Here is a 14671-nt window from a genome sequence, read left to right on the forward strand (position 1 = left end):
GCGCCGTCCGCACTGGGGATAGCCCCCCGTTGCCGGGCGGCTACTTCGTGAGCCCGTGCTGCTTCGCGTAGTCGTTCGCCACGTCCTCCGGGTCCTTCTTGTCGTTGTCGACCTGGCTGTTGAGCTGGGTGAGCTGTGCGGTGGTGAGGGTGTTGCCGAGGCGGGCGAGGGCCTTGCGGACGGGGGAGTCGGCCTTGCGGTCGGCGATGAGCGGGACGATGTGCTGGCTCGGGATCAGGTTCTTGGGGTCGGCCAGCACCACCCAGCCGTTGGCGGCGATGTCGGTGTCGGTGGTGAAGAGGTTGGCCACGTCGACGTCGCCCTTCTTCAGGGCGCCCTTGACCAGCGGGCCGTCGGAGTCGAGGGACTTGAACTCCTTGAACTCCACGCCGTACACGTCCTTCAGCCCGACCGCGCCCACCCGGCGCTTCTTCACCTCGGGCGCGGCGCCGATGACCAGCTTGCCGTTCTGCTTCGCCAGGTCGGCGAGTGAGGCCAGGCCGTACTTCCGGGCGGTCGCCCGGGTGACGACGAAGCAGTCGGAGTCGGCCGCCTCCCCGTACGGCAGCACCTGGAGGCCGGCGGGCAGCGCCAGGGCGAGCGCGTTCTGCATGGTGCCGGGATCCGCCGAATCGTCCTTCGGGGCAAGGTAGTTGAGCAGGGCGCCCTGGTACTCGGGGAGCAGGTCGATGTCACCGGCCTTGAGCGCGGGGATCACGATCTCCCGGGTGCCGAGGTTGGGGCGGACCTTCACCTTCACGCCGGCCGCGGACAGGACGGCCGCGTAGAGGTAGCCGAGCACCTGGTTCTCGGTGAAGTTGGCGGTGCCGATGGTGATCCCGCCCTTGCTGGAGCCGCCGCCGGCGGTCGAACCGCTCCCCTGGTTCAGGGAGGTGATGCCGCCGGCGCAGGAGGAGAGGGCGGGGACGGAGGCCGCTGCGAAGAGGCCGCCGAGGAGAGTACGTCGGTTCATCGAGGGGGTCCCTAAGCGGTGCGGTGGCGGAAGAGGAAACGCTGGAGGGTGCTCAGCAGCAGGTCGAGTACGACGGCGACGACAGCGACCAGCACCGCGCCGCCCAGCACCTGGACGAGGTCGCGCTGGGCGAGTCCGTCGAAGACGTAGCGGCCGAGGCCGCCGAAGGAGACGTACGCGGCGATGGTGGCCGTCGCGACGACCTGGATGAGCGCGAGCCGCAGGCCGGTCATGACCAGGGGGAGGGCCAGCGGCAGCTCCACCTGGAACAGCACCTGGTGCCCGCGCATGCCCTGGCCGCGTGCGGCGTCGCGGACGTCCGGGTCCACGGCCGTCATCCCGGCGTAGGTGTTGGTGACGATCGCGGGGACGGCCAGGGCGACCAGCGCGACGTACACCGGCAGCATCGACAGCCCGCCGGCCAGGAAGACCAGCACCACCAGGCCGACGGTCGGCAGGGCGCGGCCGAAGGACGCCAGGTTGATGGCGATGAAGGCGCCCTTGCCGGTGTGGCCGATCAGCAGGCCGAGGGGAAGGCCGATCGCGGCGGCGATGAGGGTGGCGAGGAGCGAGTACTGGAGGTGCTCGGCGAGGCGGTGGGCGATGCCGTCCGGGCCCGCCCACTGGGAGCCGCTGGTCAGCCACTTGGCGAGGTTCTTGAACAGCTCGTACATCTCAGGCCCGCCTCCTGCGCCACGGGGTCAGCACGTACTGGAGGGCCACCAGCAGCGCGTCCGCCACCACCGCGAGCAGGATCGTGAGGACCACGCCCACGATCACCGGGGTCGGGAAGTCGCGCTGGAAGCCGTCGGTGAACAGTTGGCCGAGGCCGCCGTCGCCGATGTAGGTCGCGACGGACACCAGGGAGATCGACATGACGGTGGCGATGCGGACGCCCGCCATGATCACGGGGAGCGCGAGGGGGAGCTCCACGGTGAGGAGGGTGCGCAGCGGGCGCGTGCCCATCGCCTTCGCGGCCTCCTTCGTCTTCGCGGGGACCGAATCCAGGCCCTCGACCGTGTTCCTGAGCAGGACGACCAGGGTGTAGACGGTCAGGCCGATCACGGTCGTGGTGCGGGTCAGACCGCTGATGGGCAGCAGGAGCACGAAGATCGCGATCGAGGGGATCGTGAACAGGATGTTCGAGACGCCGAGCAGGAAGCCGCGCAGGGGGCGGACCCGGTGGGCGATCACCGCGAGGGGCAGGGAGATCAGCAGGCCGAAGAACACGGCGGTCAGGGCGGCCTGGAGGTGGGAGAGGGTGAGACTGGTGAGGTCGTCGGCGTGGTCGCCTATCCACGACCAGTCGATGGTCACGCGGCCACGCCCACTTCGGTGTGGGCCCGGCCCGCGTGCTCGTGGATGTCGTCGCGGGACGAGACGCCGGTGAGGGTGCCGGTCGCGTCGACGCGGGCGATCAGGCCGGTGGGGGAGGAGACCGACTCGTTGAGCGCGGAGAGCAGGGAGTCGGTGTCCCGCAGCGGCCGTACGGGAAGCTCGGCCCCTTGCGCCGAACGCCAGTGCGTCGGCTTGCGCGTCTCGTCCAGGACGAGCGACCAGGTGCCGCCCTCGGGCGCCGGGCCCTGCGGGACGTCGGCGAGGGTCTTGAGGGACAGCAGCTTCAGACCGCGTTCGGCGCCGAGGAAGTCGGCCACGAAGTCGTCGGCGGGGCGGGCGAGCAGTTCGGCGGGCGGGGCGCACTGGACCAGGTGGCCGCCGGTGCGGAAGATCGCGATGCGGTCGCCCAGCCGGACGGCCTCGTCGATGTCGTGGGTGACGAAGACGATGGTCTTGCTCAACTCCGTCTGCAGACGCAGGAGCTCGTCCTGGAGCTGGGTGCGCACCACCGGGTCGACTGCGCCGAAGGGCTCGTCCATGAGCAGTACGGGCGGGTCGGCGGCCAGGGCGCGGGCGACGCCGACGCGCTGCTGCTGGCCACCCGAGAGCTGGTGCGGGTAGCGCTTCCCGGCGTCGGCGGCGAGACCGACGGTTTCCAGGAGTTCGGCCGCCCGGGCGCGGGCCTTCCTGCGGTTCCAGCCGAGCAGGAGCGGGACGGTGGCGACGTTGTCGAGCACCGTGCGGTGCGGGAAGAGGCCCGCCTGCTGGATGACGTAGCCGATGGAGCGGCGCAGCTCGGCGGCGTCCTGTTCGGTGACGTCCCGGCCGCCGACCCGGATGGTGCCGGAGGTCGGCTCCACCATTCGGTTGATCATCCGCAGGGTGGTCGTCTTGCCGCAACCGGAAGATCCGACCAGGACGGTCACTCCGCCCTCCGGCATCTCCAGGGTGAGGTCGTGGACCGCTGTCGTGCCGTTGGGGAAGCGCTTGTGGACCGCATCGAACTGGATCATGAGATGTCCCTTGCCCGGCTGTATAACGTCATGCAGAGTTCTTGGTGTCTGAATAGGTTGTCAATGCTCCGGCGTTAATCCGGCGTAACGATGACCGACAGGCGAGATGAAATATCCGGCTGGAGGGGATTTGGGCTTTATGTCGTCTCGAATCGTGGACATGCCGGGAGTCGAGACCTCCGGGCATCGCGGACTCGTCGTCCTCGACGGGGTCGGCCTCGGTGTGATGGACGTCGTGCGGCTCGCCGACGGCGCGGCGCGGCCGGTGCCCGGCACCGACGCGATGAAGCGGGCGGCGCAGTCCTGGGACGCGGCCCGGCGGATCGCCGCGACCGGACGGGTCTACGGCCGCTCCACCGGCGTGGGCGCCAACCGGAACGAGGACGTGCCCACCGAGGCCGCCGCCGGACACGGCCTGCGCCTGCTGCGCAGCCACGCCGGCGCCGTCGGCGCGGAACTGCCGGCCCGTCAGGTACGGGCGATGCTCGCCGTCCGCGCCAACCAGCTCCTGGCCGGGGGTGCCGGCCTGCGCCCCAGCGTCGTCACCGCCCTGTGCGAGGCTTTGGAGGCGGGCGCGTACCCGGTCGTCAACGAGTTCGGCTCCGTCGGTACCGGGGACATCGCGGCCCTGGCACAGGTCGGGCTGGCGCTGGCGGGCGAGCATCCCTGGCGGGGGCCGGACGGGCCGGACGCACCGCCCGCCGTCCGCGCGCCCGAGCCGCAGCCCCTCGACAACAACGACGCCCTCGCCCTGATCAGCAGCAACGCCCTCACCCTCGGTCAGTCCGCCCTCGCCCTGCACGAGCTGCGCGGCCTCATCGCCGCCACCCAGGTCGTCGCGGCCCTCTCCCTGCTGGCCGTGGACGGCTCGCACGAGGCCTACGCCGCTCCCGTGCACGCGGCCCGCCCGCACCGGGGCAGCGCGGAAGTGGCCCGCCGGATGCGGGAGCTGATCGGCGCCGCCGACCGGCCCACGCCGCCGCTCGGCCGTATCCAGGACCCCTACGGCTTCCGCTGCCTGCCCCAGATCCACGGCCCCGCGCACGACGCGGCGGACCTGCTGGAGGAGGTGCTCACGACGGAGATCAACGCGGCCGCCGAGAACCCCCTCATCTGCCCCGAGGACATGGCCGCCTACCATCACGGCGGCTTCTACCAGGCCCAACTCGCGCTCGCGCTGGACCACTTCAGACTGGCGGTCACCCAGGTGGCCCGGCTGTCCACGTCCCGGCTGTCCACCCTCAACGAGCCCGCCTACACCCGGCTGCGCCCCTTCCTCGCCGACCAGGAGGCCGCCTCCTCCGGAGTGATGATCCTGGAGTACTCCGCCGCGGCCGCCCTCGGTGACCTGCGGGCGTTCTCGGCTCCCGCGTCGCTCGGGCACGCTGTACTCTCCCGGGGCGTCGAGGAACAGGCCAGCTTCGCCTCGCTCGCCGCCCGGCAGACGCTGCGCGCCTGCGGTGCGTACCGTCTGGTGGTCGGCTGCGAACTCGTCGCCGCCGTCCGCGCGCTGCGCCAGCGCGGTATCAGGCCGGACCCGGACCTCCCGGCCGGACACGCGCTGGAGCTGGCGGAGCCGGTACTCGACGACGACCAGGCCGACCGGCCGCTCACGGACGACGTGACGGCCGCGGCCGCACTGCTCGACCGGTTCACGGACATCTGGAGGGGGAGCACGTCATGAACGTGACCGACAGTCCTGCCGCCCGCCTGCAGGCACTCTTCGAGGGGCACCGGCTGACACCGACCCAGCGGCGCATCGCGCACAGCATGGTGCGGCGCGCCGCCGACGTGCCGTTCCTGTCCAGCGTGGAGCTGGCCGAGCTGGCCGGCGTCAGCCAGCCCTCCGTGACCCGGTTCGCGGTGGCCCTCGGCTTCGACGGCTACCCGGCCCTGCGCAAGCACCTGCGCGAGGTCGTGCCCGCCGAACCCGCGGCGGGCACGGCGTCGTACAACGAGTACCAGCAGGCCGTGGAAGCCGAGATCGAGAACCTCAGGCACCTCGCGGAGCTGCTGGCCGACCCGCGGCCGGTGCGCAACGCCGGGCGGATCCTCGCCGCCTCCCGCCCGCTGCCGGTCCTCGGGCTGCGGGCCGCCGCATCCCAGGCGTACGGCTTCGCCTACTTCGCCGCCAAGGTCCACCCGGACGTCCGGCTGCTCAACGAGGGCGGCACGATGCTCCACGACCGCATCGACGCGGCCGTCCGGGCCGGCGCCACCGCCCTGCTGTGCTTCGCGCTGCCCCGGCATCCGCGCGAGGTCGTCGACACCCTCGCCTACGCCCAGGAGGCGGGCCTGACCGTGGTCGCCGTCGCGGACTCGGCGTTCGCGCCGGTCGCCAAGGCCTCCGACCTGCTGCTGCCGGCCGCCGTCGGCACCGGGCTCGCCTTCGACACCGCGTGCGCGCCCATGCTGCTGGGGCGGGTGCTGCTGGAGGCCATGTGCGACGACCTGCCGGACGCGCAGGCACGGCTGGAGGAGTTCGACGCGAAGGCGGCGTCGCGGGGCCTCTTCGTCGAGTGAACCGGCCCGGCTCCTCCGGCGTGCTCTTAAGACTCGTCTCACCTTGTCCCGTTAACGTGCCTGCGCACAGGCGCTACGGACCATGGGACGGGAGGCTGAGGTGGCGCGCGGAGGACAGGGGCTGGCACGGGTCGCCGTCGTCGTACGGGCGGGGGCGGCCCCGCTGTGGTGGGTCGGGGTGTTCGGGGCGGGCATCGGGGTGCTGCCGCCCGGGGTGACCGGGCGCCGGATCGGCGTCCTGGCCGGGGCCGCGCTCTTCCTCGTCACCGCCGTCGTGGTGGCCCTCGCACGCCGTCGGCGGTACGCGGACCTCGCCCGCGGGGTGGCCCGCGCGGGCAAGCACGACGTGCTGCAGGACCGCGCGGTGACCGTGCGCAACTGGCGCCGTGGTCACCGCTGGTGGCTGCTGCTGGCCTTCGCCGCCGCGCTGGGCAGCTCCTTCGCGGTGCCCGCGGCCGGCGGCATGCTGCTGGCCGGGGCCGGCACCGGGCTGCGGCTGAAGGCGGCCTGGCTGGGCCGGCGGGAGCGGTCCCTGGACACGCTGCTGTGGGTACGCGTCGACTGGCTCGGGGGGCGTGGCGGAAGCCCCGCCGGCAAGGCCGTCAAGGCCTACCGCGGCACGGGCATCGCCGCGGGCGACGCGGCCCCGGGCGGGGCCCGCCGCCGCGACGCGGCCCTCGTCTGAGCCGGGCTCAGACCTCCAGGTCCTCCTCGATCTTCTTCAGCTGGTGCCGGGCCATCGCCAGGTTGGCCCGGCTGGAGTCGAGGACCAGGTAGAGGAACAGACCGTTGCCGCCGCGGCCCTTGAGCAGCCGGATCAGGTGGTACGCGTTCGACAGGGTGATCAGGATGTCCTCGATCTCACCCTTCAGGCCGAGGTGCTCCATGGTGCGCATCTTGGCCCGGATGACGTCGGTGTTGCCGGCGGCGGCCACGTTCAGGTCGAAGCTCTTGCTGCCGCCCAACGTGCCCAGCGCCATCCCGCTGGTGTAGTCGACGAGTGCGACGCCGGTGGCTCCCTCGATGGAGGCGAGGCATTCCTTCAGTGCGGTCTCGGTGTTCGCCATGGTTCCTGTTGTCCTTTCAACTTTCGGTGGCGGTGCGCGCGTCGGTGGCCGCGGCGCGTGGCGTGCGAGTGGGTCTGGGGGGCAGTGCGGTGGCGCTCCGGCCGGACGACCGGGCGCGCGGGGCGGGCTGGGCCGCCTGCGCGGTCTGGGCGGCTTGGGCGGTCGGTGCCGTCCGCGCGGTCTGCGCCGTCTGGGCGGCTTGGGCGGCCGCCTCCGCCGCGTCGACCAGCTCCCCGATCCGGGCGCCGGCGCGGCGGCCCTCCAGGTGCAGCCGACCGACGTTGACACGGTCCTGGGCGAGCAGGGTCAGGACCGCGGTGCGGCCTGCCGCGTAGGTGGCGACATAGCCGTGCTCGCCGCGGACCAGCAGCTCACGGAAGCCGCCCTGCCCGGTGGCGTCCGCGACCCGTACGGCGACGCCCAGCGCGGCCGCGGTGAGTGCCGCCAGCCCCTCCGGATCGACGCCGGGGGTGTCGTGGGCGACCACCAGGCCGTCGACGCCGGCGGCGAGGGCGCCGGTGAGCTGGGGGACGCGGCTGCGCAGTCGTCGTAGTTCGTCCAGGATCACGTGGATCTCCGGCTCGGCCGCCATCAGATGTCTCCTCTCGGCGGGGCGGTGCCGTTCAAAGGGCCTCCAGCGCATCCCTGAGCCTCTTCAGCAGCGCGATGTCGGGGTCGGTGACCGGGGTCGGGGGCGGTGGCAGAGCCGGCGGGGCGGGCACCGCCGGGTCCGGTGCCACCAGGCCGGCCGCCGCCAGGCGTCGTACGTCCATCAGCGTGTGGAAGGCGGGCCGGCCCAGCTCCAGTGCGATGCCCGCCGCCGTACGGACCCCGTCCACCCGGGCCAGGACCGCGCGCTGGCGGGGTGTGACCTGCGGGGCGGAGAGCGGGGCGGCCCGGATCAGCGGCGCGCTGTCGGTGGCCGGCTCCGGCCAGACGCGGTGCAGCAGCAGGCGGCGCCGCAGGGTCTCCCGCTCCAGCACGGTGACCGGGACGGGGTGCAGGGTGGCCGGGGCGGTCACGGGCCCGTACCGGAAGTGGCCGGGGGTGCTGCTCGGGGCCAGGGCGAAGTACCCGGCGTCGAACACCGCGCCCAGGTGGCACAGCTCCAGCGCGCCCGCCGTCAGTTGCCCGGCGCCGAGCAGCAGACGGGCGGCGCCGGGCGCGTCGCCGGCCCGTTCCGCGGCCTGCCGCCAGGTGGCCGGCGCGAGTGTGCCGTGGGCCGTGAGGAGCAGGCCGAGACCGGGTGCGAGGGGGCTCTCGGCATGCACCACCCGGCCCTCGGCGAGATGCAGGGTGCCGTGCTCGCGGACGAGGACACCGGTGGCCCGCTCCTCCGCGAGCCGGGTCAGCATCGGCGAGAGGGCGGCGCGGTCCCACTCCCGTTCGGCTGCTCTGTCCCGCACGGGCAGGGGCGGCGGCGTAGGCGTTCTGACCATGGTCATCCCAGCACCAGCCCGGCAGCCATCTCGCCGAGCCTGATCCGGGCGAGGGCGAGATTGCCGTCCTCCCGGGTCAGCCACAGGTGCAGCAGCACGGTGCTGTCGAACGACGTGTCGACGAACCGCAGCAGGTGGTAGCTGTCCCGGTTGCTGATGATCAGGTCCTCGACCGGTGGACGCGCGTCCTCCGCCTCCCCGGCGGCGGCGAACGCCCCGTGCTCCGCGGCCAGCCGGGCCAGCTCCGCCGCCTCGGCGGCGGTGGTCTCATGGTCACCGCCGGGGGAGTCCCCGACCGTGCCCAGTGCCAGCCCGCTCGTCCAGTCCACCAGCGCCGCCCCCCGGGCACCGGGCAGGCGCATCGCTTCCAGCAAGCACTCGTCGATTCCGGGCACCGTTGGGCTCCCCTCCCGCCTGGGACTCCGGCTGAGTGACGCAGACACTACGCAACGTGTGCGTGGCAGGTGAGCCTTCTGGCATTTTCCAGTGGAACATGCTTCCGGGGGGCTAGTGTGGGTCAACTTGCCCTGGGGTCATCCCACTTGATCGAGTGAACGTGGGGGTGCGTCAACGGCGCCCGGACGCGCCTAGGGTGGTGAGGGCGGTGACGTGCGCCCCTCCGGATTCGGACACGATCTCCTCGACCGTCTGCGGTTCGCGCACCGTCACGAACGCAACGCCTCCCGCCCCGTCCGGAGCGAAGCCGTAAACGCCGGGCCGGGAAAGGGAGTTGTAGGCGTAGTGGGATGCGAAGCAGTAGGCGCCGGTGTCCAGAGCCGCCGCGTGGTCGCCCTGCTCCAGCAGCGGCAGGGCGCGCGCCTGCGCGAGCAGGTCGCCCGAGAAGCAGGCCGGCCCGGCGATGTCCTGGACCACCTCGGGTCCCGTCTTCGGCCGCCCCTCCGCGTCGTAGGCGGCGATCCGCAGCGGCCACGCCCCCGGCACGTACACCGTCCGCGCCGCCACCTGCACGCCCGCGTGGGTCACCGCCACCCGCCGCCCGCCCGCGCTCTTGGTGTACTCCACCCGGGCGAGGGCCGTCCCGTGCTTGGCCAGCAGCGACCGCCCGAACTCCGTGACCAGCCCGTACCGCCCGTCGAACAGCCCCGGGACCTCCTCGCGCAGCAGCCTGGCGTACTGCGCGTACGTGGGTGTCGTCGCGTCGGAGTAGAAGTTCACCGGCAGGCCGCCGCCGATGTCGAGCGTGTCGACCTGCCGCCGTCCCGCGCGCGCGTTGATCTCCTCGGCGAGCCCGTACGTCTGAGCCACCCCGCGTGCCATCAGCGACAGCGGGATGCCCTGCGAGCCGGTGTGCGCGTGCAGCCGGGTCAGCCACGGCCGGTCCAGGTACGCCCGCACGACCCACTCCCGGGCCCCCTCGTCGCGCAGCGCCACCCCGAACTTCGAGGTCTCCGTCGCCGTCGAGGTCGCCTCGATCGTGCCCCCGCCGATCTGCGGATTGACCCGGATCCCGAGCGGGGGAGGGCTGGGCGCGGCACGCACCGCGGCATCGATGCGGGCCAGCTCCTGCGGATTGTCCGCGTTGACGGCGATCCCGAGCAGCAGCGCCTCCCGCAGCTCCTGCGGTGTCTTGGCGGGTGAGTCCAGCACGATCCGCTCCGGCGGAACCCCGGCCGCCCGCGCCAGGGCCAGCTCGCCGGGGCTGGCCACCTCCGCGCCGATCCCCGCCTCGTGCAGCAGCCGCAGCACCGGCACCAGCGGGGTCGCCTTCACCGCGAAGGCGTGCAGCACCGGCGTCCCCGGCGCCGACACCGCCTCGAACGCGGCGCGCAACTCGGCCGCCGACTCCCGGATGCCGGTGACGTCCAGCAGTCCCACGACGCCGTGGCCGAGCAGCCCCTGTCGCACGGCGGCCCGCACCGCCTCGTCACGCCGGGCGGCGCGGCCTTCCCCTGTTGCGTCGATGCCCTGCTGCACGGTTTTTCCCCGCCTTCGTCGGTGTACGTACCTGTTCCTCCGGTACTTCAGCCATACACCCATGCGGCACGGACTTGGCTCCCCGATGTATTGACTAGCTCTATTCAGGCGGACATGATTTGAATAGACGCAGTAACAGGAGGAGGCAGACGATGTCGGGACCCCGCCCCGTACGAGCCCCGCGCGGTACGGAACTGAGCGCCCTGGGCTGGCAGCAGGAGGCCGCCCTGCGGATGCTGCAGAACAACCTCGACCCGGAGGTCGCCGAGCACCCCGACAAGCTCGTCGTCTACGGCGGCACCGGCAAGGCGGCCCGTGACTGGCGCTCCTTCGACGCGATGGTGCGGACGCTGAAGGGGCTGAAGCAGGACGAGACCATGCTCGTCCAGTCCGGCCGCCCGGTCGGCGTCATGCAGACCCACGAGTGGGCTCCGCGCGTCCTCATCGCCAACTCCAACCTCGTCGGCGACTGGGCCAACTGGGAGGAGTTCCGCCGTCTGGAGGCCCTCGGCCTGACCATGTACGGCCAGATGACCGCCGGCTCCTGGATCTACATCGGCACCCAGGGCATCCTCCAGGGCACCTACGAGACCTTCGCCGCCGTCGCCGCCAAGAAGTTCGGCGGCACCCTCGCCGGGACCATCACCCTCACCGCCGGCCTCGGCGGCATGGGCGGCGCCCAGCCCCTCGCGGTCACCATGAACGACGGCGTGGCGATCTGCATCGACTGCGACCCGCGCGCCATCGAACGCCGCATCGAGCACCGCTACCTCGACGTCAAGGCCGACTCCCTCGACCACGCGCTGCAGCTCGCCACCGAGGCCCGCGACGCCCGACGCCCGCTGTCCATCGGCGTCCTCGGCAACGCGGCCGAACTGGTCCCGCAGCTCCTCGCGATGAACGCACCGATCGACATCGTCACCGACCAGACCTCCGCCCACGACCCGCTGGCCTACCTGCCGCTCGGCGTCGCCTTCGAGGACATGGCCGACGCCGCCGCCAAGGACCCGGCCGGCTTCACCACCCGCGCCCGCGAGTCGATGGCCCGGCACGTCGAGGCCATGGTCGGCTTCCAGGACGCGGGCGCCGAGGTCTTCGACTACGGCAACTCCATCCGCGGCGAGGCCCAGCTCGCCGGATACGACCGCGCGTTCGCCTTCCCCGGGTTCGTCCCCGCCTACATCCGCCCGCTCTTCTGCGAGGGCAAGGGCCCCTTCCGCTGGGCGGCCCTCTCCGGCGACCCCGCCGACATCGCCAAGACCGACAAGGCGATCCTCGACCTCTTCCCGGAAAACGAGTCCCTCGCCCGCTGGATCAAGATGGCCGGCGAACGGGTCCACTTCCAGGGCCTGCCCGCCCGTATCTGCTGGCTCGGCTACGGCGAGCGCGACAAGGCCGGCGAACGCTTCAACGACATGGTGGCCTCCGGCGAGCTGGCGGCCCCCCTGGCCATCGGCCGCGACCACCTGGACTGCGGTTCCGTGGCCTCCCCGTACCGCGAGACCGAGGCCATGCTCGACGGCTCCGACGCGATCGCCGACTGGCCGCTGCTCAACGCCATGGTCAACGTGGCCTCGGGTGCGTCGTGGGTGTCCATCCACCACGGTGGTGGCGTCGGCATGGGCCGGTCCATCCACGCCGGGCAGGTGACCGTCGCCGACGGCACGAAGCTCGGCGGGGAGAAGATCCGCCGGGTGCTGACGAACGACCCGGGGATGGGGGTCATCCGGCACGTGGACGCGGGGTACGACATCGCGGAGTCCGTCGCGCAGGAGCGCGGGGTGCGGGTGCCGATGCGCGAGGGTGACCAGGCGTGACCTTCCACAGCATGTGGGCGGAGTTGCTGCCGATCGGCCGCAGCTCCGCCTCCGGCGGCTACCGCCGCTACGCCTGGACCGGTGCCGACGCCGACTGCCGGGCCTGGTTCAGGGAGCAGGCGGAGGCACGCGGGCTGGCCTACGAGGTCGACCGGAACGGCAACCAGTGGGCCTGGCTGGGGGACCCGGCCGCCGGGGACGCCGTCGTCACCGGGTCGCATCTGGACTCCGTGCCGGACGGGGGGGCCTTCGACGGGCCCCTCGGGGTCGTGTCCTCCTTCGCCGCCCTCGACGAACTGCGCGGGAGGGGAGCGCGGCTCGCCAGGCCCCTGGCCGTCGTCAACTTCGGCGACGAGGAGGGCGCCCGGTTCGGGCTCGCCTGTGTCGGGTCGCGGCTCACCGCCGGGCAGCTCACCGTCGAACAGGCGCACCGGCTGACCGACGGCGACGGCATCACGCTGCCGCAGGCCATGGAGGCCGCCGGGTACGACCCCGACGCCGTCGGGCCCGACCCGGAGCGGCTCGCCCGGATCGGCGCCTTCGTCGAACTGCACGTCGAGCAGGGCCGGGCGCTGGACCTGTCCGGCGACCGGGTCGGCATCGCCAGTGCCATCTGGCCGCACGGACGCTGGCGCTTCGACTTCCGCGGCGAGGCCAACCACGCCGGCACCACCCGGCTGGTGGACCGCCGCGACCCGATGCTGTCGTACGCCGAAACCGTGCTCGCAGCCCGCCGGGAGGCCGAACTCGCCGGCGCCGTGGCCACCTTCGGCAAGATCGCGGTGGAGCCCAACGGGGTCAACGCCATCCCCTCCCTGGTGCGCGGCTGGCTCGACTCCCGCGCCGCCGACCAGGAGACCCTCGACACGGTGGTCACGGGCGTGGAGAAGGCCGCGCGCGAGTACGCGACCGCGCACGGGGTCGACCTCGACGTCGTGCGCGAGTCCTTCACGCCGGTCGTCGAGTTCGACCACGCCCTGCGGGACGAACTCGCCCGCATCCTGGGCCGGGACACGGACCTGCGGGTACCCGTGCTGGGCACCGGCGCCGGACACGACGCCGGAATCCTCTCCGGGCACATCCCGACCGCCATGCTGTTCGTACGCAACCCCACCGGCGTCTCGCACTCCCCGGCCGAGTTCGCCGCCGAGGACGACTGCGTGGCCGGGGTGACCGCGCTCGCCGACGTACTGGAAGGGCTGGCCTGCACGTGACGACGACTGAGCCGACGCGGTCGTACTGGCTGGAGCACGCCTGGCTCGACACCCACGTCGAGCCCGGGGTACTGCTGGAGGTGGCGGACGGCCGGATCACGGCCGTCCGCACGGAGACACCCGCCCCGCCGCCGGGCGCGGAGATCCTCCGCGGCCTGACCCTGCCGGGCCTGGCGAACGCCCACAGCCACGCCTTCCACCGCGCCCTGCGCGGCACCGTCCAGGTCGGCTCGGGCACCTTCTGGACCTGGCGCGAGGTGATGTACTCCTTCGCGGACCGGCTCACCCCGGACACCTACCACGCCCTGGCCCGCGCCGTGTACGCCGAGATGGCGCTGGCCGGTGTCACGGCGGTCGGCGAGTTCCACTACGTGCACCACGCCCCCGGCGGCACCCCGTACGCCGACCCCAACGCCATGGGCGAAGCCCTGATCGCGGCCGCCGCCGAAGCCGGGATCCGCATCACCCTCCTCGACACCTGCTACCTGTCCTCCGGCTTCGGACAGCCGCCCAACAGTCACCAGCTCCGCTTCTCCGACGGGACCGCCGAGGCCTGGGCCGCACGCTGTTCAGTTCTCAAGGAGCGGGATCACGCACGGATCGGGGCGGCGATCCACTCCGTACGGGCCGTGCCCGCGGACCAGTTGGCGACGGTGGCCCGGTGGGCCGAGGCACGGCGGGCCCCGCTGCACGTGCACCTGTCGGAGCAGACCGCCGAGAACGACGCCTGCCTCGCGGCACACGGCCGCACCCCCACCCGGCTGCTCGCCGACAACGGCGTCCTCGGCCCGCGGACCACCGGCGTGCACAACACCCACCTCACCGACGAGGACATCGCCCTGATCGGCGGCTCGCGCACCGGCACCTGCATGTGCCCGACGACCGAACGCGACCTCGCCGACGGCATCGGCCCCGCCGCGGCACTCCAGCGCGCCGGCTCCCCACTCTCCCTCGGCTCCGACAGCCACGCCGTCGTCGACCTGCTCGAGGAGGCGCGCGCGATGGAACTGGACGAGCGGCTGCGCACCCGCGCGCGGGGCCACTGGACCGCCGCCGCCCTGCTGCGCGCGGCCTCCGCGGACGGTCACGCGGCGCTGGGCTGGGACGGTGCGGGCACCATCGAGGCCGGCGCGCTCGCCGACCTCACGACGATCGCGCTCGACTCCGTCAGGACGGCCGGGCCGCTGCCTCGGCTGGGCGCCGAGACGGCCGTATTCGCCGCGACGGCAGCGGACGTACGGCACACGATCGTGGCGGGACGGCACGTCGTACGGGACGGCGTCCACGCCCTCGTACCGGATGTGCCGTCGGCGCTGGCAGAGGCGATCGAAGTCCTGCGCGGCTGAGGCCGG

At 72.9% G+C, this 14671-nt stretch carries 15 protein-coding genes; 6 read left to right on the forward strand and 9 right to left on the reverse strand.

Translation table 11 applies throughout. The features are described 5' to 3' along the window. Window positions 1–40 precede the first annotated feature (40 nt). Genes ACFY0F_RS34090 through ACFY0F_RS34105 form a run of 4 tightly spaced genes read right to left on the reverse strand, consistent with a single transcriptional unit; the run spans window position 41 to window position 3324 of the window. A complete protein-coding gene (locus tag ACFY0F_RS34090; protein ID WP_388803192.1) occupies window positions 41–973 on the reverse strand; it encodes an ABC transporter substrate-binding protein in 933 nt (310 codons plus the stop codon). Between the two features lie 11 nt (window positions 974–984). Further along, window positions 985–1647, reverse strand: coding sequence for an ABC transporter permease (locus ACFY0F_RS34095; RefSeq protein WP_388803195.1), 663 nt, complete (start codon window positions 1645–1647; stop codon window positions 985–987). 1 nt (window position 1648) lies between these two features. Then, entirely contained in the window at window positions 1649–2290 is a 642-nt protein-coding gene (locus ACFY0F_RS34100) for an ABC transporter permease (RefSeq protein ID WP_388803198.1), read from the reverse strand. After that, a complete protein-coding gene (locus ACFY0F_RS34105; protein ID WP_388803201.1) occupies window positions 2287–3324 on the reverse strand; it encodes an ABC transporter ATP-binding protein in 1038 nt (345 codons plus the stop codon). The genes ACFY0F_RS34100 and ACFY0F_RS34105 overlap by 4 nt, the downstream gene beginning before the upstream one ends. A gap of 139 nt (window positions 3325–3463) precedes the next feature. Here ACFY0F_RS34105 and ACFY0F_RS34110 point away from each other — a divergent pair, with 139 nt between their 5' ends. From ACFY0F_RS34110 to ACFY0F_RS34120, 3 genes are all read left to right on the forward strand, one after another. Then, window positions 3464–5008, forward strand: a complete 1545-nt coding sequence (locus ACFY0F_RS34110) for an aromatic amino acid ammonia-lyase (RefSeq protein ID WP_388803204.1) — start codon at window positions 3464–3466, stop codon at window positions 5006–5008. Further along, complete coding sequence (locus ACFY0F_RS34115) at window positions 5005–5847, forward strand: MurR/RpiR family transcriptional regulator (protein WP_388803207.1); 843 nt, start codon at window positions 5005–5007, stop codon at window positions 5845–5847. Before ACFY0F_RS34110 ends, ACFY0F_RS34115 begins: the two co-directional genes overlap by 4 nt. Window positions 5848–5947: 100 nt before the next feature. Continuing rightward, window positions 5948–6532: a hypothetical protein gene (locus ACFY0F_RS34120; RefSeq protein ID WP_388803210.1), complete on the forward strand. Its 585-nt coding sequence runs from the start codon at window positions 5948–5950 to the stop codon at window positions 6530–6532. A gap of 7 nt (window positions 6533–6539) precedes the next feature. Here ACFY0F_RS34120 and ACFY0F_RS34125 read toward each other — a convergent pair whose 3' ends face one another. The 5 genes from ACFY0F_RS34125 to ACFY0F_RS34145 all read right to left on the reverse strand — a co-directional run bounded on the left by ACFY0F_RS34125 (window position 6540) and on the right by ACFY0F_RS34145 (window position 10288). Next, window positions 6540–6914, reverse strand: a complete 375-nt coding sequence (locus ACFY0F_RS34125) for a hypothetical protein (RefSeq protein ID WP_388803213.1) — start codon at window positions 6912–6914, stop codon at window positions 6540–6542. Window positions 6915–6930: 16 nt separating this feature from the next. Continuing rightward, on the reverse strand, window positions 6931–7506 hold the full coding sequence (locus tag ACFY0F_RS34130; RefSeq protein WP_388803216.1) for a roadblock/LC7 domain-containing protein: 576 nt from the start codon (window positions 7504–7506) through the stop codon (window positions 6931–6933). Window positions 7507–7537: 31 nt separating this feature from the next. Further along, the gene (locus ACFY0F_RS34135; RefSeq protein WP_388803219.1) at window positions 7538–8359 is read right to left on the reverse strand and encodes a transcriptional regulator; all 822 of its coding nucleotides are present in this window, start codon (window positions 8357–8359) and stop codon (window positions 7538–7540) included. After that, window positions 8356–8748, reverse strand: coding sequence for a hypothetical protein (locus ACFY0F_RS34140; RefSeq protein ID WP_388803222.1), 393 nt, complete (start codon window positions 8746–8748; stop codon window positions 8356–8358). Before ACFY0F_RS34140 ends, ACFY0F_RS34135 begins: the two co-directional genes overlap by 4 nt. A gap of 172 nt (window positions 8749–8920) precedes the next feature. Beyond that, window positions 8921–10288 (reverse strand): diaminopimelate decarboxylase, encoded by a 1368-nt coding sequence (locus ACFY0F_RS34145; protein ID WP_388803225.1) that lies wholly within the window; start codon window positions 10286–10288, stop codon window positions 8921–8923. A 152-nt stretch (window positions 10289–10440) separates the two neighbouring features. Here ACFY0F_RS34145 and hutU point away from each other — a divergent pair, with 152 nt between their 5' ends. The 3 genes from hutU to ACFY0F_RS34160 are packed head-to-tail and all read left to right on the forward strand — an operon-like array spanning window position 10441 to window position 14665. Continuing rightward, complete coding sequence (hutU, locus tag ACFY0F_RS34150; RefSeq protein ID WP_388803228.1) at window positions 10441–12105, forward strand: urocanate hydratase; 1665 nt, start codon at window positions 10441–10443, stop codon at window positions 12103–12105. Then, a complete protein-coding gene (locus tag ACFY0F_RS34155) occupies window positions 12102–13319 on the forward strand; it encodes an allantoate amidohydrolase (protein WP_388803231.1) in 1218 nt (405 codons plus the stop codon). The genes hutU and ACFY0F_RS34155 overlap by 4 nt, the downstream gene beginning before the upstream one ends. Beyond that, complete coding sequence (locus tag ACFY0F_RS34160) at window positions 13316–14665, forward strand: formimidoylglutamate deiminase (RefSeq protein ID WP_388803233.1); 1350 nt, start codon at window positions 13316–13318, stop codon at window positions 14663–14665. The genes ACFY0F_RS34155 and ACFY0F_RS34160 overlap by 4 nt, the downstream gene beginning before the upstream one ends. Window positions 14666–14671 lie beyond the last annotated feature (6 nt).

The organism is Streptomyces sp. NPDC001544 (assembly GCF_042894285.1).
Taxonomy (GTDB): Bacteria; Actinomycetota; Actinomycetes; order Streptomycetales; family Streptomycetaceae; genus Streptomyces.

Bases quoted from the DNA above. Each gene is read 5' to 3' on its own strand.
- ACFY0F_RS34095 (WP_388803195.1), bottom strand. From the start codon at position 1,647: ATGTACGAGCTGTTCAAGAACCTCGCCAAGTGGCTGACCAGCGGCTCC.
- ACFY0F_RS34130 (WP_388803216.1), bottom strand. From the start codon at position 7,506: ATGGCGGCCGAGCCGGAGATCCACGTGATCCTGGACGAACTACGACGA.
- ACFY0F_RS34125 (WP_388803213.1), bottom strand. From the start codon at position 6,914: ATGGCGAACACCGAGACCGCACTGAAGGAATGCCTCGCCTCCATCGAG.
- ACFY0F_RS34115 (WP_388803207.1), top strand. From the start codon at position 5,005: ATGAACGTGACCGACAGTCCTGCCGCCCGCCTGCAGGCACTCTTCGAG.
- ACFY0F_RS34090 (WP_388803192.1), bottom strand. From the start codon at position 973: ATGAACCGACGTACTCTCCTCGGCGGCCTCTTCGCAGCGGCCTCCGTC.
- ACFY0F_RS34135 (WP_388803219.1), bottom strand. From the start codon at position 8,359: ATGACCATGGTCAGAACGCCTACGCCGCCGCCCCTGCCCGTGCGGGAC.
- ACFY0F_RS34105 (WP_388803201.1), bottom strand. From the start codon at position 3,324: ATGATCCAGTTCGATGCGGTCCACAAGCGCTTCCCCAACGGCACGACA.
- ACFY0F_RS34110 (WP_388803204.1), top strand. From the start codon at position 3,464: ATGTCGTCTCGAATCGTGGACATGCCGGGAGTCGAGACCTCCGGGCAT.
- hutU (WP_388803228.1), top strand. From the start codon at position 10,441: ATGTCGGGACCCCGCCCCGTACGAGCCCCGCGCGGTACGGAACTGAGC.